Here is a 23,380-nt window from a genome sequence, read left to right as displayed (position 1 = left end):
CCCATTTGGCGGGGCGGCGACCGATTGCCGTCGGTCACCGCCCCCGCTCTACTCCGCGAGCACGGCGATCCGGAGCAGGGTGACGTCGTCGACCTCCAGGCTGCCGTGGGTACGCAGGGCGCGTACCAGGCTCTCGAAGGACTGCCGGTCGACCGCCCGCAGCGCCTCCCACACCGCCCCGTCGGACCTCGCGGAATGCCACAGCAGGCACTGGCTGAGCCGATCACTGGCCAGGATCAGCATGTCCCCCGGACGGAGCTGACCCGACGAGAGCTGGATGCCCTCGACGCCCGCCGGCATCTTCTCCGGCCGGCTGTAGACCAACGCCGGATTCTGGGCGAAGGCCTCCGGGCTGGACAACGGGAACGACATCAGCAGCGTCGACTCCCTGACGTGCATCAGGCAGCAGTCCCCGACCGCAAATGCCCGGAAGATCCCGGTACGCGGACCGGTCGCCTTGACGTACGCGCCGACGAACGCCGCGGCGGTGTCCTGTCGCAGCGGTGCGGCCTCCTGCCACCACTGCTGCTCGACCTGCTCACGGGTCGGAGCGTCCCGCGTGTCCGACCAGCGCTCACCCTCCTCGTCTATGAGGTCCTGCAACGCGACCGAGGAATCCAGCCGTCGGGTCACGAACCCGGTGACCAGCCGCTTCGCCCATTCCTTGACGTGGAATCCGCTGCTGGCGCCGTCGGCCACCGCGAACCAGCCGCGCCCGCGCCCCAGATAGTGGCCGGCACCGTCCTCCCACTCGGTGGGATGGTCCTCGTCCTTGGGGAACGAGTAGGCGTGTGCGACGAACCTCAAGCCGTCCGTCCGACCGACCGTGGTCATCGGTCTCAGGTCCTGGTGCCGACGTCGATCGCCTGGATCATCGCTTCCAGGTCGGCGTTGTAGACGAACCCTCGGGCGTTGTCCTGTACGTCGGCGCCGAGTTCGGCCGCGTACTGGCGCATCAGCGGCGGTAGCGGGGAGGACATCTGGAACAGGGCCTTGGCCCGCTCGTCGGTCAGGGCACGGTCGGTCGACGGGTAGGCCACCGTGGTCGCCTCGCTGGACGAGAGCGCGATGTTGAACAACAGGGTCGAGCCGTGGTTGGTGCCGCCGGAGGTGATCCGGCGCGACACCGGGACCGGGTCGCCGTCGGTCGCGTAACCGTCGGTGATGTTCACGATGATCGGTGGGCCGGACTCCGGATGGCTGTTCGTCCACCCCTCCACGATCTTGCCCGCGAGGTCGAGGGCCGCGCACATGTGGGTCACCCCCGAGGCCACCGGGTCGAACCAGATCGGCTGGACGTGACCGTCCGCGTCGCGGTCGACCCGGATCTTTCCGGCGGCGACCTCGGCGACGGAAGCCAGCAGGCGGCCGGCCAGTGCACCGGAGAAGAGCGGGCGTGCGCCGGTGCCGTATCCGATCAGACCGATGTCGAAGTAGTGCCGGGGCGGCTCGTTGCGGGACTTGACGCTGCGCATGACGATCGACTGGAGAAGCTCGTTGACGATGTCCGCCAACGCCTGGGCCTTGGTCTTCTTCTCGGCGCCCAACATCGGCTGGCTCATCGACGCCGACTGGTCGAGCAGGAACACGAAGCAACCGGGGGTCTTGCGATTCACCTGCATTTCCGTACCTCCTTTTCAGTGACTGGGCTTGCTGCCGCCGTACGTCCCGGCGCCGCCCAGCACCACGCCGGGCCAGACCCCCGATGCGACCCTGCCCGCCTCGCCGCACCGGTCGCATCGGTATTCGCTCTCTCGGCGGAACAGACCGAAGCTGAAGCACCTGGGGCACTGGGCGGCTGATTCCGGCCCTCGTTGCCGGTCGATCCAGGGGGTGAAGTCGAACCCGGCAGCCGTGCCGGTAGCCGGAGCCGCGACCGGAGCCGGAGCATTGGCCGGAGCCGGAGCCGGCCGTCGTGGCTGCTCCGGCTCGTCGTATCCCGCGTGCGTGCGCAGGTTCCCCGGTTGGCTCGCGACGACCGGTGGTTTTCCCTGACTCGCGACGGCCGGTGGTTTTCCCGCCGAGGACCGCATGTCACTCCTGGGCACCGCACCGGCCGCGGGCATCGGCGGACCAGCGGGCGGCATGGTGGTGGGCGGGGTGGTGTCCTCGCGCGGGGGTGTCCGGACGGGACCCGGCGGCCCACCGGGGTTGGGGTGCGCCGCCGGGGACGGCCCGCCGGTGGACGATTCCCGGCCCCGAACGGACCGGTCCGGCCACATCCGGGTCAACCGCGCCAGAGCCGCGTCGACCTGGCCCACCGCCGGGAACCGTCCGACCACCAGGCAGAGGGCGGCCAGGATGAGCAGGAACACCACCAGGACCCACCGCCACGCCGCCCCGGTGGGGGCAGGGTCGGGCGGGCCGGCCCACACCTGCCCGGTCGAATCGAGCACCACCACGGTCGACGACAGCGCGTCCACTATCGGCTGTGCACCGGCCGTGGTGAAGACCGAGACGGCGGCCGGACCGGTTTCCCCTGCCGGCCCGCCCACCGCCCACGACCGGAACAACTGTTGACCCTCGGGGACCTGGTAGGGGTTGGTGAGCCGGACCGAGATGGGCGCGGCCGGGTTGACCAGTTTCCCCTTGTCGAAGCGCCGCGGATTGTCGGCCGCCAGCGTCCTGGGGTCGATTCCCCACCTCTTCGCCAGGCCGTCGAGGGTGTCGTCCTTGTGTACCGGGACGGCGACCGCGGCTCGACCGGCCGGTTCGAGGTGGACCACGATGACCAGGGTGTCCGCGCCCAGTCGCGCAGCCTCCTGTCGCCGCTCTGCCACCTGGTCCGCAACGGGCCAGCCCGCTTCCACGACCATGACCGTCGGTCGTTCGGCCGGCCGGGTGCCCAGTGCCGACACCGCGAGCACGAGCGCGACCGCGAGCAGCACGGCCCCGACGGCGTACGGCAGCGGAACCGACAGAGTCTGCCGGGGGCGCTGCTTCGAGAGCTCTGCGTCGCTCATCCTCATCCCCATCAACCGATCAAAGATTCGATAACCGTGATCACGCCGACGACCAGCGCCAGCAGGAACAGCGGCCCGACCCAGCCGCGCTTGCGGCGTACGCGTGCGGTCGAACCGGACCGGCCTGGCGTCGTCCTCGGTGTCGGGACTCGAACCGGCTCGGTCTTCGGCACCCTGACCTTCGGTGGTTTGACCTTCGGGACCTTGACCTTCGGCGGCTTGAGTACGACCGGCTCCGCCCACGGCGACGTCCGGTCGGCGGGAACCGGCTCGGGCTCGGCCGGCACCGGTTGGGCGACAACCAGGGGGACCGAAGCGGTGCTCCGCGCCGGCCGGGTCACCTGGTACGGCGACGCCGAGCCGGCCAACCCGGCGGCGCAGAGTTCGGCCAACTGTGCCGTCAGGTCGCGTACGCGTGGATCGCTGTTGGAGGCGAGCCGGAACCAGATCGGCGACGCCATGCTCCGGGTGAAGTCCTCCTCGGTGAAGATCAGGTTTTCGTCGAGGTGGTACTCGTCCCACAGACCCGGATCCCGGGCAAGTGCCCTGATCGAGATGAGGACCACCAGGGCGGAGAACCGGTCCACGTCGGAGCCCCAGTAACCGTCGGCGATCCGCTTCGGGTGCTGGAAGTTGGGGTGGCCGACCTCCCGGGGTGGCAGGTCGGCCAGGGGCGGGGCCCACACCGCGTCGAGGTCGATCAGGCGCAGCCGGTCGTCCGGAGCGATCCAGATGTTGTCCTGCTGGAGGTCGCCGTGGGCCAGCCCACTGGTGGTGAGGTCGGTGGTCAGCCCGGACCACTGGTCCGCCAGCTTGTCCAGCTTCTCCTCGTCGCCACGAACCGTGGCAAGGTGCTGGCGGATGGACCGGCCGCCGACGTCCTCCATCAACAGCACTGGGGTGTGCCGGCCACCGGCGTAGAGTCCGCCGTCCCACCACTCGAAGTCGGCGAAGTACGGGCACCCGACCTCCGCCGTGTACCGGGCCAGCCGCAGGTAACGCTCCCGGAGGAACTCGTCCGGCGGCCGTTTGAAGCAGCGCAGCACGGTCGGTGTGCCGTCGAGGTCACCGTAGAAGACGTACGCCGACTGCCCCTGGACCGGCATGATCGTGTCGTCCGCCTCGCGCAGCGGCACGAACCTGCCGGGCTTCTCGCCCAGCAGCGAGCCGGCCGGGCGCTGCATGGCCGTCAGGTAGTCCCGCAGGGACGGCCAGGAGGTGTCGTCGGACATCGCTAGCCGGCCGCACTGCTCACGAGCGCCTGGTCGAGCGCGGTCACCGAGTCGACCAGGCCCCGGCCACCGTCGTCGAGCGCCACGATCCCGTCCGCCATCAACGCCACCGTCCCGTCGAACACGCCAGGCCAGATCTTGGTCCGGTACGGCTTGCAGATCCGCTGGTACTCGAACTCGCCGTCGGGTGTGCGACCGGCACCGTCGGCGAACACCCAGAGGGTCGCGGCCAGCACCTGGGCGATCGACAGCGACTCGCGCCGCAGGTCCTTCACGAGCTCCGCGACCGTCTCCTCGATCACCTCGCGCAACATCGACTCCAGGTTGTGCACCTCCTGCGCCGGCCGACCGGACCACGGGCCGGGGGCGTAGGAGCCGTTGCCGGCCGGGGCCGACCGCTCCGCCGCCGGTGGCGGTTGCGCGGCCTCTCGTGGCGGCTGTTCCCGTACGCCCCCGGCGGGCTTGTCGTAGCTCAGCCACCACTCGTCGTCGTTGTCGGGCGCGCGTTCCTCACGCGACGACGTGCGTTCCGCCCGGGTCGATCGACCGTCGGACCGGTCGGCTCGGCCGTCCGTGCGCGGCGCCGGTTCCGGGTCGTCGGGGCCGGCACCGACCAGGCGCCCCTTCCACCTGCCCAGGTCGACCTTGATGATGATCGGGGTCGCCACCCGCAGGAAGAGGCTGCCGTAGTCGCGTTGCAGGCTCGCCAGGCGCTCGGCGGCCTGCTTGAACGCCGGCACCTTCAGGTGGTCGATCGAGGCGAGCAGGCGGGGCAGCGCGTCGCTGCCCTCGGGCACAAGTTCGCTGCTCAGTTGCGTACGCAGGACCACCGCAACGTCCGCCCAGAGCTTCTCGACGGCGGCGTGCAGGGAAGCGTCGACGAACTGGAACTGCCGGGTGATCTCCTGCCGGGCACGGTTGAACTGCCGCTCGTACTCGCGGAACGGTTCGACCGTCAGGCCGGCGATGGCCCGGCTCTCCCACTCGGTGTGCTGCCCCCGGCCGAATCCCTCCTCGGTCCACTTGCGTACCTGCTCCTCGGCGGTGTCGATGGCCAGCTCGATCTGCTCGATCGGGGTTTCCTGGCGGACGGCGTCGGCGTACGCGCCCTGCAACTCGAACAACGCCTGGCCGAGGGTGTTGCGCAGCTCGTAGGAGAGGGCGCGGACCTGGTCGTCCTCGTCCGGCAGGGTCTGCCGCCACCGCTTGACCTGGTGGTCGAGCCGGCCGACGACGGTACGGGTCTCACCGATGATCTCGTCCAACCGGCGGCGCATGGCGGCGATGACCATCGCGTCCATACCGGCGAGCCGGTCGGCGAGGTGACCGAGCACCGGAAGCAGCACCCGGTCCTGGACGCTCGCCTCGTCGGCGGCGTTGCACTCCAACGTCGTGATGCCCTGGCGCCGGGTCACCTTCTCCACCTCGGCGAAGGCGTTGCGGAAGGACGACTCGGCCAGGGCCTTGTCCCGGTTCACGACCATGACCAGGAAGTCGGCGAGCCGGACGTCGTGGCCGGCGTCCTGGCCGAGTTGCAGGATCTGGAAGTCGTCGTTGCCGTGGTGCACGTTGTCCGAGTTCGGCTTCTTGACGCACATCAGCAGGTCGACGTCGTTGTTCAGGTCGCTGAGGAAGTGCCGGTCGATGTCGAGGCCCGCCTCGTTCGCGCCGGGCAGGTCCACCAGTGCCACCCGGGCCCGGTCGACCTGGCGGAACGGGCAGTAGATGTGCACGTCGCGCACCGCGTGGTAGAGGCGCTTGTCCCCCCGCCCGCCTTCCGGATACGCGACGAACGGCCGCAGCTCCGCCAGGGGCACGGTCATCGTCCGGCGCTCGCCGAGCAGCATGCCCCGGTAGTCACCGAAGCTCCGCTGCGCCTCGTTGATCTTGTCGAGGAACGGTTGCGCCCGTACCTTGCCCTCGGCGTCCGTCTGTCGGTCCGGGCCCGCGTCGGTGTTGACCGCCTCCGGGTACGACCGGGCGACGAACTCCTCCGGCGTACCCGGCACCGGGCCCAGCTTCGCCCCCTCGTGCAACGGCCGCAGGTACTCGTCCCGGAACGCCTCCCAGGTACGCAACGAGATGACCGCCTCCTGCCGGTCCGTCGAGTGGTGGATCCGGGTACGCGCGGCGGTCGTCGGGAAGTCCGTACTGGACGGGATGACGTTGCGCCCCTGCCCGGTGATCCCCCGCAGGATGGTGCTCTTGCCCGCCCGCGTACGTCCGAGCACGCCGATGTTGACCGTCTCCCGGTGCACCCGCGCGTGCACCACGCCCAGTTGCCCACCGAACTCGACCGCCGACGGCACCAGTGCCTCCAGCGAACCCGGCCCGAACAGCAGGGCGCCCAGGTCCCCGGCCAGGTCCGCGTACTCCGGGCGCCCCGGATGGCGGTGCACCTCGCCCAGTACCTCGTTGGCCAGCAGTTGCAGCGACGTGAGCCGGCCGACCATCACCTCGTACGCGGAGCGGATCCGCTCGATGCCCGGACGGTGCCGGGCCCGACTCTCTATGGTTGCGATGATCTTTGCCTCGACGTTGGACGCCATCGCTGAACCGCCTCTCACACTCCCGCAGCCGGTCACGCGACGGTCGACCGGGTATGCGGCCCGGTCGACCGGCGCTGACTACAGGTTCACGGCAGGACGGCGACGGCTCCGCATCAAAAGACGGGATTCGCCGGTCAGGCAGCGGATCCCGTCGGTCGGACACCCGACAGCACGACCCGGAGGGACGGCTCAGCCCTGCCAGGCGAGGAACACCTGACCACTCAGCGCACCCAGCGCGAGCAGGAGCGCGACGATCGACACCTGAAGGAATCGGTGTTTGCGCCAGTTGAGCCGGCTCATCACGACCAGTTGCCGGGAGAGCATCTGGTTGTGATCGGCGAGGGTCAGCCGGTCCAACCGGCGCCCGAGGGCCGGCGGCGACCAGAGCCGAAGGTGTCCGAAGTAGACGAGGTTGTCGCGGTACTCGATCCGGTGCCGGCGGGGTGAGCCCAACCGGGGCGCGATCGTGACCGCGGTCAGGACCATCGCCACCACCAGCGTGACGATCCCGGCGAGGCCGAGGTAGCGTGGCCAGCCGTCGGTGGCCGCCGCGGAGAGCCAACCCTGGGTCGGCACCGACACGACGATCGTGCCGCCCTCGAAGGCGAGCAGGATCGAGGCTTTCACGTCGAGCTGGGCCGTCCAGGACTCCTGCGCCGCATGCACCTGCCAGGCAAAGTTCTCCCCCGGTCCCGGTCCCGGCTCCGCCCGGACGCCCGAGGCTGCCCGGCGACGACGTACCTGCTGTCTCGCCCGTCGTCCCATCACCGTCCGAGCATCGCACCGACGACGGGTCGGGATTCCCTCAACTGAGCGGATCGCGCGAGCGGGCTTCTGCTTTCCTGACGGCAGGGGTTTCCCGACCGCATCCCTGACGGCACGGCTACGCCGAACGCGCGGATTCCCATGCGGGACGGCTTTCCCGATGCGACGTGACGGCCCGTTCGGCGGAGGTGGCGTGATGAGACGGCTGGTCCCGGATGGCCCCGCTCGGGTGGACACCCACGGCACCGCACGGGCGAGGCCGGGTCTGTACCGGATGTTGCAGGGGACAGGGTGGTGGCTGCACCCGGACGGGCGCCTGCTCGTCGTACCGCGTCCGGGACTCGCCCGGGACGACCTCTTCCCGCTGCCGGGCATGCACCGGCCGGAGGGTCCCGGCGTACGCTTCGTCGCCGCCCGGAACAGCCCCGACGGCTCCGCCCGAGCCTCGATGGCCGGTGGGATCGCACCGGCCGACGGGGCAATGCGGCTGACCGCCGAGTACCACATCCAGACCCCGGTGCACGACGAGCGGGTCACCCTCACCCAGCTCCTGCGTACCGAGGAACCCGGCGCCGGTACGGGTTTCGGACGGGTCGGCGGGATCCCCCTACCGGCCGTCTACCGGGTGGAGCTGACCGGGGTCACCGACGGGGTCGCGTTCCGTTCCGTCGTCGCGGAGCTGGCCCTGCTCCCGCCCACGAGTTCGGAACTGCTCGAGGTGACGCTGTTCGGCGAGGACATCGGCGTGATCGGCGACATCAGTTGGCTCGCCGCCACCGCCGACAGCGGTCACGAGGACATCGGCCGGTACACGCTGGACCTGACCGGTGGGCGGCTCCGGGCCGAACTGTCCGCCCCGCACGCGGGCGTATCCACCGTCAGTTGGACCGCGCCGACCCCGGTGCCGTCCGGCCTTCACCTCGACTGGGTGCCGCCGCCGCTACCGGTGTCGGCCCGCCGGGCCATGATGGCGCTGCACTTCACCGGGACCCTCGTCACCGGCGAGGTACGGGCGAGCGGACTGCGCGACGACCGGGTGGTCGACTACCGGGCGGAGGTGCAGGGGACCCTGGTCGCGGATGAACCGGAGGACCCGTACGAGGCGTTCGAGCGCGCCTGGCAGTCGCCGGACCTGAACGGGTGACCATGGAGGCGGCGTACGGGGCCGAGGTCGCCGACGGGCGTACCCTGCGCCGGTCGTGGTCGGCGAACCGGCTCCGGGCCCACTGGGAACCCGAGCCGGAGCCGGTCGCCCCCGAGGCCCGGTACGAACTCCGGCCCGACGGCACCGCCCGGATCCGGGCCGCCGACCTCGACCTGGCCGGCCGCTGGTGGCAGCACGACGACGGGACCGTCGAGGTGACCGCCGCCCACGCCGGGACCACCCTCGACGCGCTGCTCGCACGCGGTACTGACCGGTCACCCGAACAGATCGAGCTGGCCGCGATCCTCGTTCGATCGACACTGGACGGTCCGGTGGTGACCTGGCTGACGCAGACACTTCGGCCGCTCGACACCGTCGGCACCGAACCGCCGCCCGGCCCGGTCACCGAGCCGTGGCCGTTCGAGGTCCTCCGGACCGCCTCGGCGGCACACCCACCGCGTACGCCGTTCGACCTGCTGATGCCGGTGTTCGACCTGGAACTCGTCGGGCTGGACCAGGCAGGGTCACCATCGCCCGCCGAGGCGGTGTTCACCCTGCCCGACGGTCGAGGCAGGTTCACCTTCACCCTGGCCACGACGGGTCGCGGCGGTGGGGACCAGCTCTGGTGGTCGCTGGGCGACCTGGACCCCGAGACCTTCGCCAAGGCCACCCCACTGCGGGTACGGCGGACCGTCGCCCCGCTCCCGACCTGGTACGACGCCGAGCACCGGTACGAGCCGACGACAGCCGAACTCACCCTCCGGTTCGACCCCGACCAACTGGTCCTCTCCGGCGAACTCCGGATCGTCACCGACCGGAACGAACAGCGGCAAATCACGTTCACCGGCCCGGTACGCGGACACGACGTCGAGCGGTACCGCCGTTGGCTGGCCCGACCAACGCTCAGCGGACGGTGGCTCCCGGTCGACGACCCGACCGGACCGATCACGGTGGAGTCGGTGCTCGACGGCAGCGACCCGGACCGGACCGGTTGGTCCACCCCGTCCGGTGCGACGGTGCTGCGTCTGTTGCCGACCATCGGGCTCGCCGTGGGCCTGGCGCCCGCGCGGGAGGGCTGGCGGGCGGTGGTGCTCCAGCCGCCGGTGCCGGACACGACGGATCCCGCCTCCCTTCGACAACTGGCACTCGACCTGTACAGCACCCGACGGCCGGCGCAGGCGGCTCCGCTCGCAGCGGCGGCTGTCGCGCGGTACCGGGCGGTGCTCACCGATGCGCCCGGCACCCCGGCGGCCGATCATGCACTGGGTGACCTCGCCCTGCTGGTCAACCACCAGATCGTCGGTGCGTTCGCGCTGCGTGACCATCCCGCCCTGGTCGAGGCGCTCGGCACCGCCGTCGAGATCCAGCAGCGGTACGCCACCGCCCCGCCCGGACTCACCCTGCTGCTCCGGCTCGCCACGGACACCGCCGAACTCCTCGACACCCGGGCCGATCTGCTCCGCGCGCTCGCCCCGGCCTCCGGCCACTCGACCGACCCGGCGCAACCCGCCGACAGGGCGGGGTCGATTCCCGACGATGCCGTGGCGGTCGTCGCCGGTTGCGCGGCCACCCTCCGGGACCTGGTCGCCGCCGCTGCCACGGCCGCGCTGACCGACCCGGCGACCATCGCCTCCGCCGGCAACGCCTGCATCACGGTCCTGGAGACGACCGCCCGACGAATACGCCTCCTGGCCGGAGAACCGGCACCGGATCAGTACGCCACCGACACCCCGGCCCTCCGCCGCCCAGCCGGCACCGGCCACCAGCATCGGGCCGAAACGGTCGTGGTGCTGCGTACCGCCGCCGAGATCGCCGAGGAGCGGCGGTCGGCGCTGCACCGGGCACGGGTGGCCCGGAGCACCGAGCACGTCCGACGGGCAACGCCCGCGGCGGTCGGCCCGCTGACCGGGTACGTCGAACGATGGCGGGCGTTGCTCGACCGGGACTGGGACAAGATCTTCGCGGCCGAACGGGCGCAGCCGTTCTTCGCCCGGCTGGTCGACCTGCTCACCGATCTCGGCGCACACCGGGAGGCCCTGGTCGCGAGCGAGGAGAGCCGGGCCCGAGCCTTCGCCGACCTGCTGCACCGTACCGGCGACGACCCCACCGGTGGGACGAGTCCCGGCACCGCACCGGCCCTGAACGGCTCCACCCTGCGCGGCATCCTCCGCGCCCACCGACGCACCGTGGTCGAGTATTTCCTGCACGGGTCCCGGCTGACCGTCTGGACCGTACGCGGCGACGGCGAGCCGGTGACCGCCGTACGTGTGATCGACCCGGACGCCCTCGCCACGGACGTCAACCGGTTGCTCAGCCTGGCCGAGGAGACCGATCTCGGTCCCGCCGACCGGCCGGAGATGCTGGACATCCTCGCCCGCCTCGGGGCACTGCTGTGGGAACCGGTCGCGGCCACGCTGCTCCCCGCCGATCCGGACGAGCCGGTCACGGTGGTCCCGCACGGGATCACCCTCCGGGTGCCGTTCCCGGCCCTCACCGGACCGGACGGAAGGCCGCTCGCCGCCCGGCACGCGATCGAGCTGCTGCCCAGCCTCGCGGTACTGGGCGGGCTGCGGGAGCGGCTCGATCACCGTCCGGCTCGGGAGCCACGCCTGCTGGCCCTGGTCAACCCGCAGCCGATGCCACCGGTGCCGTACGGTTCCGGCACCCTCCCGGCCCTGACCGCGACTGAGCGGGCGTTCGGTGCGATCAGCCGCCACTACACCGCGGGCGCCAACGTGCGGTACGGCAACCAGGCGAATCTGGCCGCCCTGCGCGCACCGGGATCCCCCGCCGACGTGCTCTACCTGGCCACCCACGCCGACGCGGAACTGGTCGAGCTGCCGCCGGAACCGGACCAGCTCGCCGGGTCCGAGGCGCGGATGCCGTTCGTGGCGCTGGCCGGTACGGCCGACCACGACGGGATCGTCCGCATGCGCGACCTGCGGCGACTGCGCCTCGACGCCGACCTCGTCGTGCTCTCCTGCTGCCGAGGTGGACGCGGTGCCGTGGCCGCCGACGGCATCATCGGCATGACCAGGGCCTTTCTGTTGACCGGACCGACCAAACTGCTGACCAGCCTCTGTTCGGTAGGAGAGGAGACAAGCATGAAGATCATGTACGGCTTCCACCGGGAGTGGCTCGGCGGTGGGCGCCCCGTACCGGCCGCTTTTCGCCGGGCCCACCTCGAACTGATCGAGGACCATCCCGACGACCCGGAACTGTGGCTGGGGTTCGTCCTGTTCGGAGCGAGCGCATGACCGGGCCGGTTCAGGGCGAGGGCGTCACCACCGCACCCGTCGCCGCGCCGGCCGTCGACGACCCGCTCGCCCGGCTGGACCTCTGCGACTTCGAGCAGATGCTCGGCGGGGATACGGTCCGACCGATCCGGCAGGGCGCGATCACGTTCGGCCGGCCGCTGGCGTACGAGATCGGTCTTGAGGTCTTCCCGCCCGCGTTCCGGGAGCTGCGCGACGCCCGGCAGTGGCGATACGTCCGGCTGGTCCTGCCGTTCGCGCTGGAGGCACGGGCGCAACGGCAGGAGTTCCTGGACGTCACGATCCGGCTCCGCCGGGCCGGGCCGGACGCGATCGGGCTGGACCTGGAGCCACCGCGCCCGATCGGTCCGGGCGGACTGCCGGCCGTGCTCGGCGCGGTGCCGATCCCGCTGCACCTGCCGGCGGCACCGGGCGGGCCGGTCCTCGCCGGCACCATCGCCGTCGAGGTCAACGGGTACGGCAGCGACTCGCTCGGCTGGTCGTTGCGCGACGCGGACGGCGGCCCGTTGGCGGACGGGAGTTACGTGGTGGCGGCCGTCCTGCGGATGCCACCCGGTGCCACGACGGTGTCCGGAGAGCTGTCCGCCCTGGCCTCCCTGCGCTGGCCCTACCTCGGATCGATGCAGCTCAGCCGGCCGAGGACCCGTCACCCGGAACAGTTCTCCACCCCGATCATCCTGCTCGACCCGGACGAGGTGCCGACGCCCGCCGCCACCGCGCCGGTCCACACCGGCCCGTCCACGATCGGTACGGGCACCACCAGGCTGTGCCTGGCCGCCGACGCGGAGGCGTACAGCTCGCGGGACGTGCCCGGCCAGCTCGCGCTGCAACGCCGGTTCGTCGAGGTCCTCGACACCGCCGCCCGGTACGCCGGCCTCGACCGGGGACTCTGGCAGTGGCAGGAACAGGGCGACGGGCAACTGGTCCTGCTTCCGCTCGGGCTCGACGAGCCACGGGCGGTCGCCGACCTCCTGCGCGAACTGGCGGTGGCGCTGCGGCACCTGAACCGGGACCTGCGCGACGACGCCCGGCTGCGGCTTCGGTTGGCGATCCACACCGGCCTGGTCTACCCCGCGCACAACGGCTACGCGGGCGACGCCGTCATCCACGTGAGCCGGCTGCTGGACAGCACTCCACTCCGTACGGCGCTGCGGGAGGCGACCGGGGCGGACCTGGTGGTGGCCGTCTCCGCGATCGTCTACGACGAGATCGTTCGGCACGAGCCCCGTGACCTGCGCGCCGATCGGTTCCGTCCGGTGACGGTGGAGATCCCGAGCAAGGGGTTCCGGGCCGACGCCTGGATCGCGGTGGCCGACGCGACTACGTGATGGCGGTCGGCTCGGGTGGGGGCGCGAACGGGGCCATCAGCAGATCGGTGAGGCGCCGCTGGGCATGCATGTCACCGCTCAGCCGCAGCGCGCCGGAATCCAGTGCCGCCGCCAGGGTGATCCGGTGGTCGCAGACGGCCCGGAGCGTGTCGATATCGGTGGTGAGCGTCGCGTCGGGCGGCCCGGGTGCCGTTTCGCGACGGATCCGAACCGAGTCGTCGGCGACCTCGGCGACGTACGTGTCGGCGTCGACGCGGAACTCGTAGACGCCGCCGAGGTCCGCCGCCCGAGCCGGGTCGAAGGCCGCCCTGATGCTGAGCAGCAGGGAGTCGATGCCGAGTGCGCCTTCGGGCAGCGGTGGGGCCTGGCTTCCCCAGCGTCCGAGCTGCAGCAGGAGGGGCTCCAGGGCGCGGCCCCATTCGGTCAGCTCGTAGAGGCGGACGCGGGTCGGCGGACCCAGGTCCCGCCGCTGGACGACGCCGTCCTCGGTCAGCTCCCGGAGCCGTTGGCTGAGCACGTTCGGGCTCACGCCGCGCAGGCCGCCGAGCAGGTCGTTGAAGCGCTTGGGACCGAGCAGGAGGTCCCGCACCACCAGCACCGCCCACCGCTCACCGAGGACATCGAGTCCACGCGCCACACCACACGGATCCCCATAGCTACGCATGCCGCCCATGGCCCTCAGGCTACCTCAGATCCTAATCTAGGAGTTGTGCTTGTTCTACAGGAGTTATTCCTCTAGCTTGACTCCCATGAGCCTCCCCAACACGCGAGCCGCGAGCCTGCCGCAGGGTGACGTGAGACTGCTGGACACCCCGCTGGCGCAACGCCTGCTCACCATGACCGCAGTGGCCCGTCTGGCCTACACCAGCAGGGACGGGACACCCCGGTTGATTCCGGTGAACTACCTGTGGACCGGCGAAGAGGTGGTCGTCGGCGCGTTCGCCGGCACGTACAAGATCCGGGACCTGCGGGTCCGACCGGACGTCGCGATCTGCATCGACACCGCCGACGGTCTTCCGCAGGTGCTCACCCTGCGCGGGAAGGTCACCCTGACCGAGGTCGAGGGCGTCCTCCCCGAGTACGCCACCATGCAGCGCACCGGGATGGGCGACGAGGCGGGCAACGCCTACCTGGAGGCGATCGACAAGCCCGGCCTGCGAATGGTCCGGATCGGTCTGCGGCCCACCTGGGTCGGAACCCTCGACTTCCAGGAACGGTTCCCGGAGATGACACCCGAACCCGTCCGGGCAGCCCTCCTCGCCGGCGAATAGCCGGCACAACCGAGGTCCCGACCGCCGGCAGATCACCCTGACCGGCCGGTGGGCGCCGCCGACCGTTTTCGGGTAGTGGGCGGTGACGCCCGGCTGTCACACTTCGAGACATGCCGCCGGCCGAACGCCTACGACTGTGGCCAGTGGTCGGTCTGGCCACGCTCGGGCTCCTGCTGATCGGCGGGGCGGTGCTCGCCTTCACCCTCGCCGCGGGCAACAGGGAGGCGACCGGGATTGTCATCTCCGTTGTCACGGCGATCGTCACCCCCCTGATCAGCGGGCTGGTGGCGGTGCTGTGGCGGCACCGGCGGCTGCACGGGCAGGACGACGCCGACTCGCTCGCCCTGGCCGCCGACGCCCTCGCCAAGGCGCTGCGGGAGCAGTGGGAGGAGGCGGCAACCGATCGACGGCTGTACCGGCCCGCGCCGATCCCGGTCCGCTGGGTCTGGTCGACCCGGCCGGTCACCGGGCGGATCGAGGACGCGGTCGCCGACCCCGAGGGCCTGTCCCTGGGTCGGTTCGAGCCGCTGCCGGGCGTCGAAACCGTGACCGCCGAGATGATCGAGGCAGGTGGGCTGGCACAACTCTTCCGGATCTACGCCGGGTTGAGTTCCGGCCGGCTGGTGATCCTCGGCGACCAGGGCGCCGGCAAGACCGGGGCCGCGATCCTGACCCTGGTCGAGGCGCTGCACCAACGGCGCCGGCTCGACCCGGACGTACGCCGGCGGGTGCCGGTGCCGGTGCTGCTCACCCCGCAGAGTTGGGAGCCGCAGCAACAGACCCTGCGGCACTGGCTAGTGGGCCGGCTGGTCAGCGAATTCGCCTTCCTGAACGCACCGAAGTACGGACCGAACGCCGCCGCCCGGCTGGTCGACGAGGGCCTGATCGCCCTCTTCCTCGACGGTTTCGACGAGATGGCAGCCGAGTCGCGGGCCAGCGCGCTGGAGTCGATCGACGAGCAGGCGAACTTCCGGCTGGTGCTGCTGACCCGCAGCGACGAGTTCACCGAGGCCGTACGGACCGGGCACCTGCACGACGCGGCGGCACTCGAACTGCGCCCGCTGCCGGCCACCGTCACCGCCGACTATCTCGCCCGGTGGCTGGTGAACAACCCTCCCCCGGCCTGGCGACGGCTGCTGGCCCGGCTCCGCGAGCAGCCGGACAGCCCGCTCGCCCACGCCCTCTCCTCGCCGCTGACCGTGACCCTGCTCCGGGACACCTTCGTCGACGCCGCCGAGGTCGACGAACTACTGGCACCGGAGCGCTTCCACGACTCGACCGAGATCGAGGACTTCCTGCTCGACCGGGTGCTGCCGGCCGCGTACCGGCCCCGCCCCGGCAAGCCGGTGGGTCCGTACGACCTGGTTCGGGCCAGGCGCTGGCTCGGACACGCGGCAGCCCAGATGACCAGCCACAACACCCGTGACCTCGCCTGGTGGCGGATGCACCGGTGGGCTTCGGCGCCAGTACGGATCCTCGCCACCGTGCTGTTCGTCGGCCTCGCCGCCGGGACGACCGCCGCCGTCGTCGCCCGGTTCACCGAGGAACTGGGCGAACGTTCCACCATGGACCCGTTGCCGGCCACCGTGATCGGTCTGGTGCTGGGGCTCGCGATCGGGCTGGCCGTCGAGCGCCGGGAGTCCCCGGTGGGCGGCTTCTCCGGCTCCGCGGGCTCCCGGTTCAGCCTCGGCATGGGGCTGGTCTCCGGGCTCGCGGTCGGGATCGCCACCGTACTGACCGTCGGCCCGAGCTTCGGCGCGGTCACCGCGCTCACGGTCAGCGTCGGCGCCGCCCTCGCCGCCGGGATCGCGACCGGAATCGCCTCCGGGATCGGGATCAGGCCGACCGGATCGGCACTCGCACCGCAGTCCGGGCTCGGCCGGACCATCCGGGCCGGGCTCACCCACGGGCTGCCGGCCGGACTCGCGACCGGGGTGCCGATCGGGCTGGCGACCGGCGTACCCGTCGGTCTCGCGTACGGGCTGCCGACCGGGCTCGGCACCGGGCTGGTCATCGGGCTGGCCTTCGTACTCGCGTTCGGGCTCATCGACGGGTTCTCGGCGGCGTCGCTGGACGTCGCCGCACCGATCGACCCGATCACCGCATGGCAGCAGGACCGGCGGCGTGGCCTGTCGGTCGGCGCGATCTTCGGACTCGTGGTCGGCTTCGCCGCCGGATTCACCGACGCGATGGCCACCGTCCGGCACGACCCGCTCCCGGTCGCCGCCGGGGTCGGGATCATCACCGGACTGACCCTCGGGTTGGCGACCGCGGTCGCCGCCACGATCACCGTGTCCAGCACCTGGCGGACCGGGCTGCTGTTCCTGCAGCTCTGGGTCCGGGGAGACGGTCCCGTACGCGGAATGCGGTTCCTGGAGAACGCCCACCAGCGGGAGATCCTGCGGGTGGTGGGTTCGGTCTACCAGTTCCGGCACGCCCGCCTACAGGACCGGCTCACCCAGACCCGTCAGCGGTGACGGCTGCTCAGACTCCGTACCCGATCGTGACGATCCGTTCCGCAGACGCGGGGTAGTACGTCGCCGGATCGGCCGGTACCAGGGTGCCGAGCCCGTCGACGTACCGGTTGAACATGCAGAACGCCGCCGCGATCAGGACCGTGTCATGGATCTCCAGATCGGTGGCTCCCTCGGCGCGGGCGGCCTCGACCAGGTCGGGGGTGACTTTACGGCCGCTGTTCTGCACCGCCCCCGCGATCCGCAACAGCGTACGCAGCTTCGCCGACACCGGCGCGCTGTCGAGGTCGGCCCGTACCTGGTCGACCAGGGTCATGCCCTCGTCGAGTTGCCGGGCGGCGAACGCGGAGTGCGACGAACAGCAGAAGTCGCAGTCGTTGAGCCCGGAGACATAGGCCGCGACCAGCTCACGCTCACCGGTGGTGAAGGTGTCCGAGCCCTGCCGGAGCAGCACCTCGGCCAGTTCGTTGAGCGGCTTGGCCGTCTCCGGACGGTACCGCATCGGGCCGGTGATGCCCGGAAACTCACTTTCGTCGATACCCAGATTGATGTGCGCCACGTTGTCACACTCCCAGTTCTCGTGCGGCCAGTTCGGTGCCTTCCACCCGGGCGCGTACCTTCGCCCAGGCCGTCTCTCGCGAGGTCGACAGGTCGTCGCCGAACGGGGCGAACCCGCAGTCGTCGCAGGTGCCGAGCCGTTCCGGCGGGATGTACTCGGCGGCCCGCAGCACCCGGTCGCGGACCTGCCGGGGTGTCTCGACCACCGGGTCGATCGGGTCGATGACGCCGACGAACACCCGCTGGTCCGGACGGGCGTGGGCGGCGATCGTCGCCAGTACGCGGTCCGGTTCGGACTCGCTGGCGAGCTGTACGTAGAAGACTCCCGCGTGCAGGGCGAACAGGCTCGGCAGCAGTTCGGCGTAGTCGACGTCGAGGCTGTGTGTCGAGTCCTGGTCGCCACCGGGGCAGGTGTGTACGCCGATCCTGGCCCGCTGCTCGGGGGTGAACCGGTCCAGCACCCGGTTGTTCAGCGCCACGAACGAGTCGAGGATGCCCTTGGACGGGTCGAGTTTGACCGACAGTCGCCCCTCGGTGAAGTCGAGTTGGACCGCGTGGGCGCCCGCGTCGAGGGCGCCCCGGACGTCCGCCTCGGCCTCGTCGACCAGGTCGTCGAGGAAGGCTTCCCGGTCGTAGCCGGGGATGCCGGCCGCGGGGTAGAGCAGACTCAGCGCCGACGGCGCGATCACGGCCTGCTTGACCGGGGCGGTCGCGTGCCGCTGGGCGGCGCGCAGGTAGCCCTCGGCGCGGGTCGCGTACCGGAACGGACCTGTGGTCAGGCTCGGCAGCGTACGGGTGTGGCCGTCCGCGAACGGGATGACGACACCGTCGTCGGCCAGTTCCGAAGACCCGTGTACGGGGTAGGTGGCGAAGCTCGGTTTGCGCTGTTCGCCGTCGGTGACGACGGGTGAGCCGAGCGCCTCGAACCGGGTGATGGTGTCCCGGACGGCGTCGTCGTACAGGGCGTCGAGCGCCTCGCGCCCGATTCGCCCGTTCTCGAAGTCGGCGATGCCGGCGAGCAGTGCCGGCGGTCGGGGAATGCTTCCGATCGGTTCGGTCGGGAGACTCATGCATCCGAACATAGAGACGCGTGGCCGGCCGCCATAGTTGAATTCTTGCTGTTTTCCTTTCCCTTGCGGTATTTCGCCGCGGAGATCAGCTCAATGTCGATCCGGTGGTGGTCGGCCGGCTCGCACCGAGGAAGAAGATCCCCGGCAGGCCCTGGGTTTCGAAACCGTCACTCGGATTTCGCCGGAGGGTGGACTTCTCGATCCGCATCGTTCCGCTGCGATCGTTGCTGACGAAGAAGATCGCGCCGCCGCCCTCCTTCGCGTGGTTGTTCTCGACGATGGTGCCGGCGATCCGTACGGTGAAATTGTTGCCGTCGCAGTAGATCGCCCCGCCGCTGCCCCCGCCGGGTGTGCCGCCACGAGCCGGGTTGGCCCCCTGTCCGATCGCCTCGTTGTGGCTGAACACGCTGTTGAGCACCACCCAGGAGACCCCGATGCTGCTCAGCGCGCCACCGTTCGAACAGGAGCCACCCTGACCGGCGGCACCACCGAAGGTGCTGTCCACCACGTACACCGGTTTGCCCTGGTACTGGCTGAGCACCCGGACCGCGGCCCCGCCCAGGTCCGGCCCGGTACGGTCGCACCGGTTGCGGACGAAGCGCGAGTTGACCACCTTGAACTGCCCGCCCCGGACGAAGATCGCGCCCCCGCCGCCGCCCTCGGTCTTCTCCCCGGTGGAGTTGCCCTCGGCGAACGTCAGGTTCTGTACGGTGAGCTGCGGGTGGTCCTGGTTGTCGCAGTGCGACGTGGTCCAGCCCTGCGCCTGGTCGCAGGTGTTCATGTAGAGGATGCGGCGCTTGCCGCCACCGCTGAGGGTGACCTTTCCGCCGCCGTCGAGCACCACCCGGGGACCGTTCGCGTTCCTGACCTTGGCGGTCTCGGTCAGGGTGATGGTCACCGGCTCCGGGCCGCAGTCGAACGTGATGATCCCACCGGCCGCGACCGCCGAGACGACCGCTTTGCTCGTGCAACTCGCGGGTGTGCCGGTGCCGACCTTGCGGGTCGGGCGGCTGGTGTCCACCGCGCGGCCCTCGGCCGGGACCGTGGCACCGCCGCCGGGGTTGCCCGCCCGCGCCGGCACCACCGCCGCCCTGCTCGGCGTGCTCGACGGGCTACCCGTCGGTGCCGCACCGAGCCCATCGCTCGTACCCGCCACCGGCCCGGCCGCCGCCGCACTCCCGTTCGGTGCCGGCGTGGGCGACGACGGGTCGACATCGGCCGTACGCCCGCAGCCGGGCAGGAGGGCGACGGTGACACCGACGGCGAGCAGCAACGATCCAGTCTTGATCCGCACCCGCACAGGCTAGAGGCGCGCCCGCCGGGAGGCGAGCCAGCCGGCGGGGACGAGGTGAAATCGATGCTTAACAAGATCGAAAACTCTGACTCGGAGGATGCGGTTTCCCCTTCCACCGCACCCCACCGCGGAGGCCACCATGTCCGACCCGAACATCCCGTCCGAACCGACCGTCGGCTCCGAGCCGATCGTCGGCTCCGAGCCGATCGTCGGCCCCGGAACGACCGTGCACAGCACCGCCGAACCGGTGTCCCGGCCGCGACCGGCGCCGTGGCGACTCGGTGCCGTACTCACGCCGCTGCTCAGCGCGACCCTGGGCGCCGCCCTCGTCCTCGGGCTGACCACCCAGGTCGACTCCGCCGAGGCGGGAGCACCCCCGCCCGGCGCGGTGACCGGGGTGCAGGCCCCCACCGGGATCGTCAGCGTCGCCTACACCGAGGCGCTCGCCACGGCGAAGACCCGCAAGCCGAAGGTGACCGTGATCGGCACCGGCGGCACCATCTCCGGCGTCGCCACCTCGCGGAGCAGCTTCACCGACTACCGGTCCGGCCAGATCGCGATCTCCAGCATGGTCGGCCAACTCCAACCGGAGATCGGGCAGGTCGCCGACGTCAGCACGGTGCAGTTCGGCAACAAGGGCTCCGGCGGTTACACCATGGCCGAGTTCCACGCGCTCACCCTCGCCGTACAGAACGCGCTCAAGTCGGCCGACGCGGTGGTGGTCACCAGTGGCACCGACACGATGGAGGAGTTCGCGTACTGGCTCGACCTGACCGTGCAGAGCCGCAAGCCGGTGGTGATCACGGGTGCGATGCGGCCCTGGGCGGCGGTCACCCCGGACGGGCCGCAGGTGATCGGCGCGGACGGTCCGGCGAACCTGTACAACTCGATCGTCCTGGCCGCCAGCCAGACGACCTACTGCTACGGCACCGTGCTGCTGCTCGGGGACGAGTTCCACGCCGCCCGGGACGTGACCAAGACCAACTCCAGCCGGATGGACACCTTCCAGAGCCGGGAGTTCGGCGTACTGGGCTGGGTCGACGGGCCGAACATCAAGGTCGGGCGGGCACCGGCGCGGGTCGACGACTGCGACCGTACCCGGGACTGGCTGACCCCGTTCGACCTGTCCCGGATCCAGCCGACCGCGCTGCCCCGGGTCGAGGTCGTCTACAGCTACCAGCAGGCCGGCGGTGAGGCGATCAGCGGGTTCGCCGCCGCCGGGGTCAAGGGCATCGTCACCGCCGGCACCGGCGCCGGTGGGCTGTCGTCCGCGCAGAGCAGCGCCCGGACCGCCGCCGCCGCGCAGGGCGTGGTCTTCGTGAGTACGACCCGGACCGGCTCCGGTTCCGTCTACGGCAGCAGCACCACCGCGCCGATCATCGCCGGCGACGACCTGCTGCCCCAGAAGGCGCGGCTGCTCCTCCTGCTCAGCCTCGCCTTCGCCCCCACCAACGTGGACCGGGTACGGGACTGGGTGACCACGCTCGGCAACCCGGAGTGGGACACCGCACCGAACGGCAAGCCGAAGGACTAGTCACCGGCTTCGGGACCGGCGGCCGGCGTACGGGGGCGACGGAAACGTACCCTCGGCCGGCCGTCGGATCCGATGCTCACCTCGGCGTCCGCCCGGTAGACCGCCAGCAGGCGCTCCGGTGTGAACACCTCCGCCGGGGTGCCGGCGGCGGCCACCCGCCCCTCGTGCAGCAGGACGATCCGGTCGCAGTACTGGGCGGCCAGGTCGACGTCGTGCAGGGTGACCACCACCGTCATCGGTGACCCGGCGAGGAAGTGCAACAGTTCGAGCTGGTGCCGTACGTCCAGGTGGTTGGTCGGTTCGTCGAGCAGCAGCAGGTCCGGCTCCTGGAGCAGGGCGCGGGCGATGTCGACCCGCTGCCGTTCGCCGCCGGAGAGCCCGGACCACCGACGCCGCTCGAACCCGGCCAGGCCCGCGTCGGCCAAGGCCCGGCGGGCCAGGTCCAGGTCGGTCGCGCTGGTCGCCGCCAGCCGGGGCCGGTGCGGGATCCGGCCGAGCAGGAGTACGTCCAACGTCGACATGTCCACGTCCGGGCTGACCTGCTGGTGCACCACGGCGATCCGGCGGGCGAGCCGGCGGCGCGGCAGGTCGACCAGCGGCTCCCCGTCGAGCAGCACCCCTCCGGCGTCGGGCCGACCCAACCCGGCGAGCAGCCTAAGCAGGCTCGACTTGCCGGACCCGTTCGGGCCGAGCAGCCCGACCGTGCTGCCGGGTACGGCCCGCAGCGCCACCTGGTGCAAGATCCGCACCCCACGCGCCCCCCAGTCGACCTCCCGGGCGACCATGTCGGCACCGCTGTCGACGTCCCGCCCGGTCAGCTCGGCACCGCTGTCGTCGGGGCGCGTCACGGTCGGCTCCGGCGGCGCATGACCAGGGCGAACACCGGCACCCCGATCAAGGCGGTCAGCACACCGACCGGCAGTTCCTGCGGACTGAACACCGTCCGGGCGGCGGTGTCGGCCCAGATCAGGAAGACCGCACCGGTGACCACGCAGGTCGGCAGCAGGATCCGGTGCTGCGCCCCGACCAGGAGTCGGGCCGCGTGCGGGATGGTCAGCCCGACGAAACCGATCGCGCCGCTCGCCGCGACCAGCACGGCGGCGACCAGGGCGGTGGTGCCGAACAGGACGAGCCGGGTCCGGGCCGCGGCGAAGCCGAGCGACTCGGCGGTGTCGACGCCGAAGGCGAAGGCGTCCAGCGCGGGGGCGTACCACCAGCAGGCCAGGAAGCCTGCGCCGGTGACCACGGCGGCCAGGGTCACCGCCGGCCAGGACGCCGCGGTGAGCGAGCCGAGCAGCCAGAAGGTGACGCTGCGGGTGTTCTGCACGCTCGCGTCCGAGACCACGATCAGGCTGGTCACGGCGCTGAAGAGTTGGGAGACCGCGACACCGGCGAGCACGATCCGGCTCGGTTGGGTCCACTGCCGGCCGGCGAAGAGCAGCACCGCACCGAACGCGGCGGCACTGCCCAGGAACGCCCCGGTGGACAGCGGGACCGAGCCGACCCCGAGCCCGAGCACGAGCACCGCGACCGCACCGGTGCTGGCCCCGGACGAGATGCCGAGCAGGAACGGGTCGGCCAGCGGGTTACGGGTCAGCGCCTGCAACACCGCGCCGCAGAGCGCCAGCCCACCGCCGACCAGCCCGGCCAGCAGGACCCGGGGCATCCGCAGGTCCCAGACGATGCTGTCGGCAAGCCGGGGCAGCGGTCGCACCGGTACGCCGAGATGCGCGGCCACTGTGCGTACCACGTCGGCTACCGACAGGTCGGCGGTGCCGATGGTGACCGCCGCCGCCGCGCTCAGCCCGAGCAGCACCAGACCACCGGCGAGGACCGGTCCGGCGAGTCCACCTCCCGGCCGGGCAGTGGCCCGGGGCCGGGGCGGGTCGGCGACTCCTGCCGACCCGCCCATCCATGTCGTCC

The 23,380-nt window shown here is 71.4% G+C and carries 18 protein-coding genes; 6 read left to right on the top strand and 12 right to left on the bottom strand.

The features are described 5' to 3' along the window. Positions 1-48: 48 nt before the first annotated feature. The 6 genes from ACWEFB_RS10165 to ACWEFB_RS10140 all read right to left on the bottom strand — a co-directional run bounded on the left by ACWEFB_RS10165 (position 49) and on the right by ACWEFB_RS10140 (position 7,509). Positions 49-834: a hypothetical protein gene (locus tag ACWEFB_RS10165; RefSeq protein WP_452284140.1), complete on the bottom strand. Its 786-nt coding sequence runs from the start codon at positions 832-834 to the stop codon at positions 49-51. Positions 835-839: 5 nt separating this feature from the next. Continuing rightward, positions 840-1,622, bottom strand: coding sequence for a vWA domain-containing protein (locus ACWEFB_RS10160; RefSeq protein WP_326557809.1), 783 nt, complete (start codon positions 1,620-1,622; stop codon positions 840-842). A gap of 15 nt (positions 1,623-1,637) precedes the next feature. Further along, positions 1,638-2,963 (bottom strand): hypothetical protein, encoded by a 1,326-nt coding sequence (locus ACWEFB_RS10155; RefSeq protein WP_452284138.1) that lies wholly within the window; start codon positions 2,961-2,963, stop codon positions 1,638-1,640. Positions 2,964-2,974: 11 nt separating this feature from the next. Further along, positions 2,975-4,195 (bottom strand): hypothetical protein, encoded by a 1,221-nt coding sequence (locus ACWEFB_RS10150; protein WP_452284136.1) that lies wholly within the window; start codon positions 4,193-4,195, stop codon positions 2,975-2,977. Positions 4,196-4,197: 2 nt separating this feature from the next. Beyond that, positions 4,198-6,744 carry a hypothetical protein gene (locus tag ACWEFB_RS10145; RefSeq protein ID WP_452284134.1) on the bottom strand — a complete coding sequence of 849 codons (2,547 nt, stop codon included), beginning with the start codon at positions 6,742-6,744 and terminating at the stop codon, positions 4,198-4,200. Positions 6,745-6,933: 189 nt separating this feature from the next. Beyond that, the gene (locus tag ACWEFB_RS10140; protein WP_452284602.1) at positions 6,934-7,509 is read right to left on the bottom strand and encodes a Pycsar system effector family protein; all 576 of its coding nucleotides are present in this window, start codon (positions 7,507-7,509) and stop codon (positions 6,934-6,936) included. A 196-nt stretch (positions 7,510-7,705) separates the two neighbouring features. On the opposite strand from ACWEFB_RS10140, the gene ACWEFB_RS10135 reads away from it, so the two are divergent. Genes ACWEFB_RS10135 through ACWEFB_RS10125 form a run of 3 tightly spaced genes read left to right on the top strand, consistent with a single transcriptional unit; the run spans position 7,706 to position 13,256 of the window. Continuing rightward, on the top strand, positions 7,706-8,653 hold the full coding sequence (locus ACWEFB_RS10135; RefSeq protein ID WP_452284132.1) for a hypothetical protein: 948 nt from the start codon (positions 7,706-7,708) through the stop codon (positions 8,651-8,653). Between the two features lie 2 nt (positions 8,654-8,655). Next, the gene (locus ACWEFB_RS10130) at positions 8,656-11,910 is read left to right on the top strand and encodes a CHAT domain-containing protein (protein WP_452284600.1); all 3,255 of its coding nucleotides are present in this window, start codon (positions 8,656-8,658) and stop codon (positions 11,908-11,910) included. After that, positions 11,907-13,256: a hypothetical protein gene (locus ACWEFB_RS10125; protein WP_452284130.1), complete on the top strand. Its 1,350-nt coding sequence runs from the start codon at positions 11,907-11,909 to the stop codon at positions 13,254-13,256. The genes ACWEFB_RS10130 and ACWEFB_RS10125 overlap by 4 nt, the downstream gene beginning before the upstream one ends. Here the strand turns inward: ACWEFB_RS10125 and ACWEFB_RS10120 are convergent. Then, positions 13,249-13,893 (bottom strand): winged helix-turn-helix transcriptional regulator, encoded by a 645-nt coding sequence (locus ACWEFB_RS10120; protein ID WP_452284128.1) that lies wholly within the window; start codon positions 13,891-13,893, stop codon positions 13,249-13,251. The genes ACWEFB_RS10125 and ACWEFB_RS10120 overlap by 8 nt on opposite strands. Positions 13,894-14,005: 112 nt before the next feature. On the opposite strand from ACWEFB_RS10120, the gene ACWEFB_RS10115 reads away from it, so the two are divergent. Continuing rightward, a complete protein-coding gene (locus ACWEFB_RS10115) occupies positions 14,006-14,527 on the top strand; it encodes a pyridoxamine 5'-phosphate oxidase family protein (RefSeq protein WP_452284126.1) in 522 nt (173 codons plus the stop codon). A gap of 110 nt (positions 14,528-14,637) precedes the next feature. After that, complete coding sequence (locus tag ACWEFB_RS10110) at positions 14,638-17,004, top strand: hypothetical protein (RefSeq protein WP_452284124.1); 2,367 nt, start codon at positions 14,638-14,640, stop codon at positions 17,002-17,004. A gap of 7 nt (positions 17,005-17,011) precedes the next feature. On the opposite strand, the gene ACWEFB_RS10105 is transcribed toward ACWEFB_RS10110, so the two are convergent. The 3 genes from ACWEFB_RS10105 to ACWEFB_RS10095 all read right to left on the bottom strand — a co-directional run bounded on the left by ACWEFB_RS10105 (position 17,012) and on the right by ACWEFB_RS10095 (position 19,917). Next, complete coding sequence (locus ACWEFB_RS10105; protein ID WP_452284122.1) at positions 17,012-17,560, bottom strand: carboxymuconolactone decarboxylase family protein; 549 nt, start codon at positions 17,558-17,560, stop codon at positions 17,012-17,014. Between the two features lie 4 nt (positions 17,561-17,564). Next, on the bottom strand, positions 17,565-18,629 hold the full coding sequence (locus tag ACWEFB_RS10100; RefSeq protein WP_452284120.1) for a cobalamin-independent methionine synthase II family protein: 1,065 nt from the start codon (positions 18,627-18,629) through the stop codon (positions 17,565-17,567). A gap of 85 nt (positions 18,630-18,714) precedes the next feature. After that, positions 18,715-19,917 carry a hypothetical protein gene (locus ACWEFB_RS10095; protein ID WP_452284598.1) on the bottom strand — a complete coding sequence of 401 codons (1,203 nt, stop codon included), beginning with the start codon at positions 19,915-19,917 and terminating at the stop codon, positions 18,715-18,717. Positions 19,918-20,062: 145 nt separating this feature from the next. Between ACWEFB_RS10095 and ACWEFB_RS10090 the strand changes: the two genes are divergently transcribed. Beyond that, the gene (locus ACWEFB_RS10090) at positions 20,063-21,457 is read left to right on the top strand and encodes an asparaginase domain-containing protein (protein WP_452284118.1); all 1,395 of its coding nucleotides are present in this window, start codon (positions 20,063-20,065) and stop codon (positions 21,455-21,457) included. Here ACWEFB_RS10090 and ACWEFB_RS10085 read toward each other — a convergent pair. Both ACWEFB_RS10085 and ACWEFB_RS10080 read right to left on the bottom strand, forming a co-directional pair. Further along, the gene (locus ACWEFB_RS10085) at positions 21,454-22,305 is read right to left on the bottom strand and encodes an ABC transporter ATP-binding protein (RefSeq protein ID WP_452284116.1); all 852 of its coding nucleotides are present in this window, start codon (positions 22,303-22,305) and stop codon (positions 21,454-21,456) included. The genes ACWEFB_RS10090 and ACWEFB_RS10085 overlap by 4 nt on opposite strands. Then, positions 22,302-23,369: a FecCD family ABC transporter permease gene (locus tag ACWEFB_RS10080; RefSeq protein ID WP_326557793.1), complete on the bottom strand. Its 1,068-nt coding sequence runs from the start codon at positions 23,367-23,369 to the stop codon at positions 22,302-22,304. The genes ACWEFB_RS10085 and ACWEFB_RS10080 overlap by 4 nt, the downstream gene beginning before the upstream one ends. Positions 23,370-23,380: the final 11 nt, after the last annotated feature.

The organism is Micromonospora sp. NPDC004704, assembly GCF_053601675.1.
Note: the sequence above shows the minus strand (reverse complement) of the source record. Positions and strands in the feature narration are given on the sequence as shown.

Excerpts from the sequence above, each read along its gene's own strand:
- ACWEFB_RS10160 (WP_326557809.1), bottom strand. The coding sequence starts at position 1,622 with ATGCAGGTGAATCGCAAGACCCCCGGTTGCTTCGTGTTCCTGCTCGAC.
- ACWEFB_RS10130 (WP_452284600.1), top strand. The coding sequence starts at position 8,656 with ATGGAGGCGGCGTACGGGGCCGAGGTCGCCGACGGGCGTACCCTGCGC.
- ACWEFB_RS10100 (WP_452284120.1), bottom strand. The coding sequence starts at position 18,629 with ATGAGTCTCCCGACCGAACCGATCGGAAGCATTCCCCGACCGCCGGCA.
- ACWEFB_RS10115 (WP_452284126.1), top strand. The coding sequence starts at position 14,006 with ATGAGCCTCCCCAACACGCGAGCCGCGAGCCTGCCGCAGGGTGACGTG.
- ACWEFB_RS10150 (WP_452284136.1), bottom strand. The coding sequence starts at position 4,195 with ATGTCCGACGACACCTCCTGGCCGTCCCTGCGGGACTACCTGACGGCC.
- ACWEFB_RS10165 (WP_452284140.1), bottom strand. The coding sequence starts at position 834 with ATGACCACGGTCGGTCGGACGGACGGCTTGAGGTTCGTCGCACACGCC.
- ACWEFB_RS10135 (WP_452284132.1), top strand. The coding sequence starts at position 7,706 with ATGAGACGGCTGGTCCCGGATGGCCCCGCTCGGGTGGACACCCACGGC.
- ACWEFB_RS10140 (WP_452284602.1), bottom strand. The coding sequence starts at position 7,509 with ATGGGACGACGGGCGAGACAGCAGGTACGTCGTCGCCGGGCAGCCTCG.
- ACWEFB_RS10125 (WP_452284130.1), top strand. The coding sequence starts at position 11,907 with ATGACCGGGCCGGTTCAGGGCGAGGGCGTCACCACCGCACCCGTCGCC.
- ACWEFB_RS10080 (WP_326557793.1), bottom strand. The coding sequence starts at position 23,369 with ATGGGCGGGTCGGCAGGAGTCGCCGACCCGCCCCGGCCCCGGGCCACT.
- ACWEFB_RS10090 (WP_452284118.1), top strand. The coding sequence starts at position 20,063 with ATGTCCGACCCGAACATCCCGTCCGAACCGACCGTCGGCTCCGAGCCG.
- ACWEFB_RS10110 (WP_452284124.1), top strand. The coding sequence starts at position 14,638 with ATGCCGCCGGCCGAACGCCTACGACTGTGGCCAGTGGTCGGTCTGGCC.
- ACWEFB_RS10155 (WP_452284138.1), bottom strand. The coding sequence starts at position 2,963 with ATGAGCGACGCAGAGCTCTCGAAGCAGCGCCCCCGGCAGACTCTGTCG.
- ACWEFB_RS10145 (WP_452284134.1), bottom strand. The coding sequence starts at position 6,744 with ATGGCGTCCAACGTCGAGGCAAAGATCATCGCAACCATAGAGAGTCGG.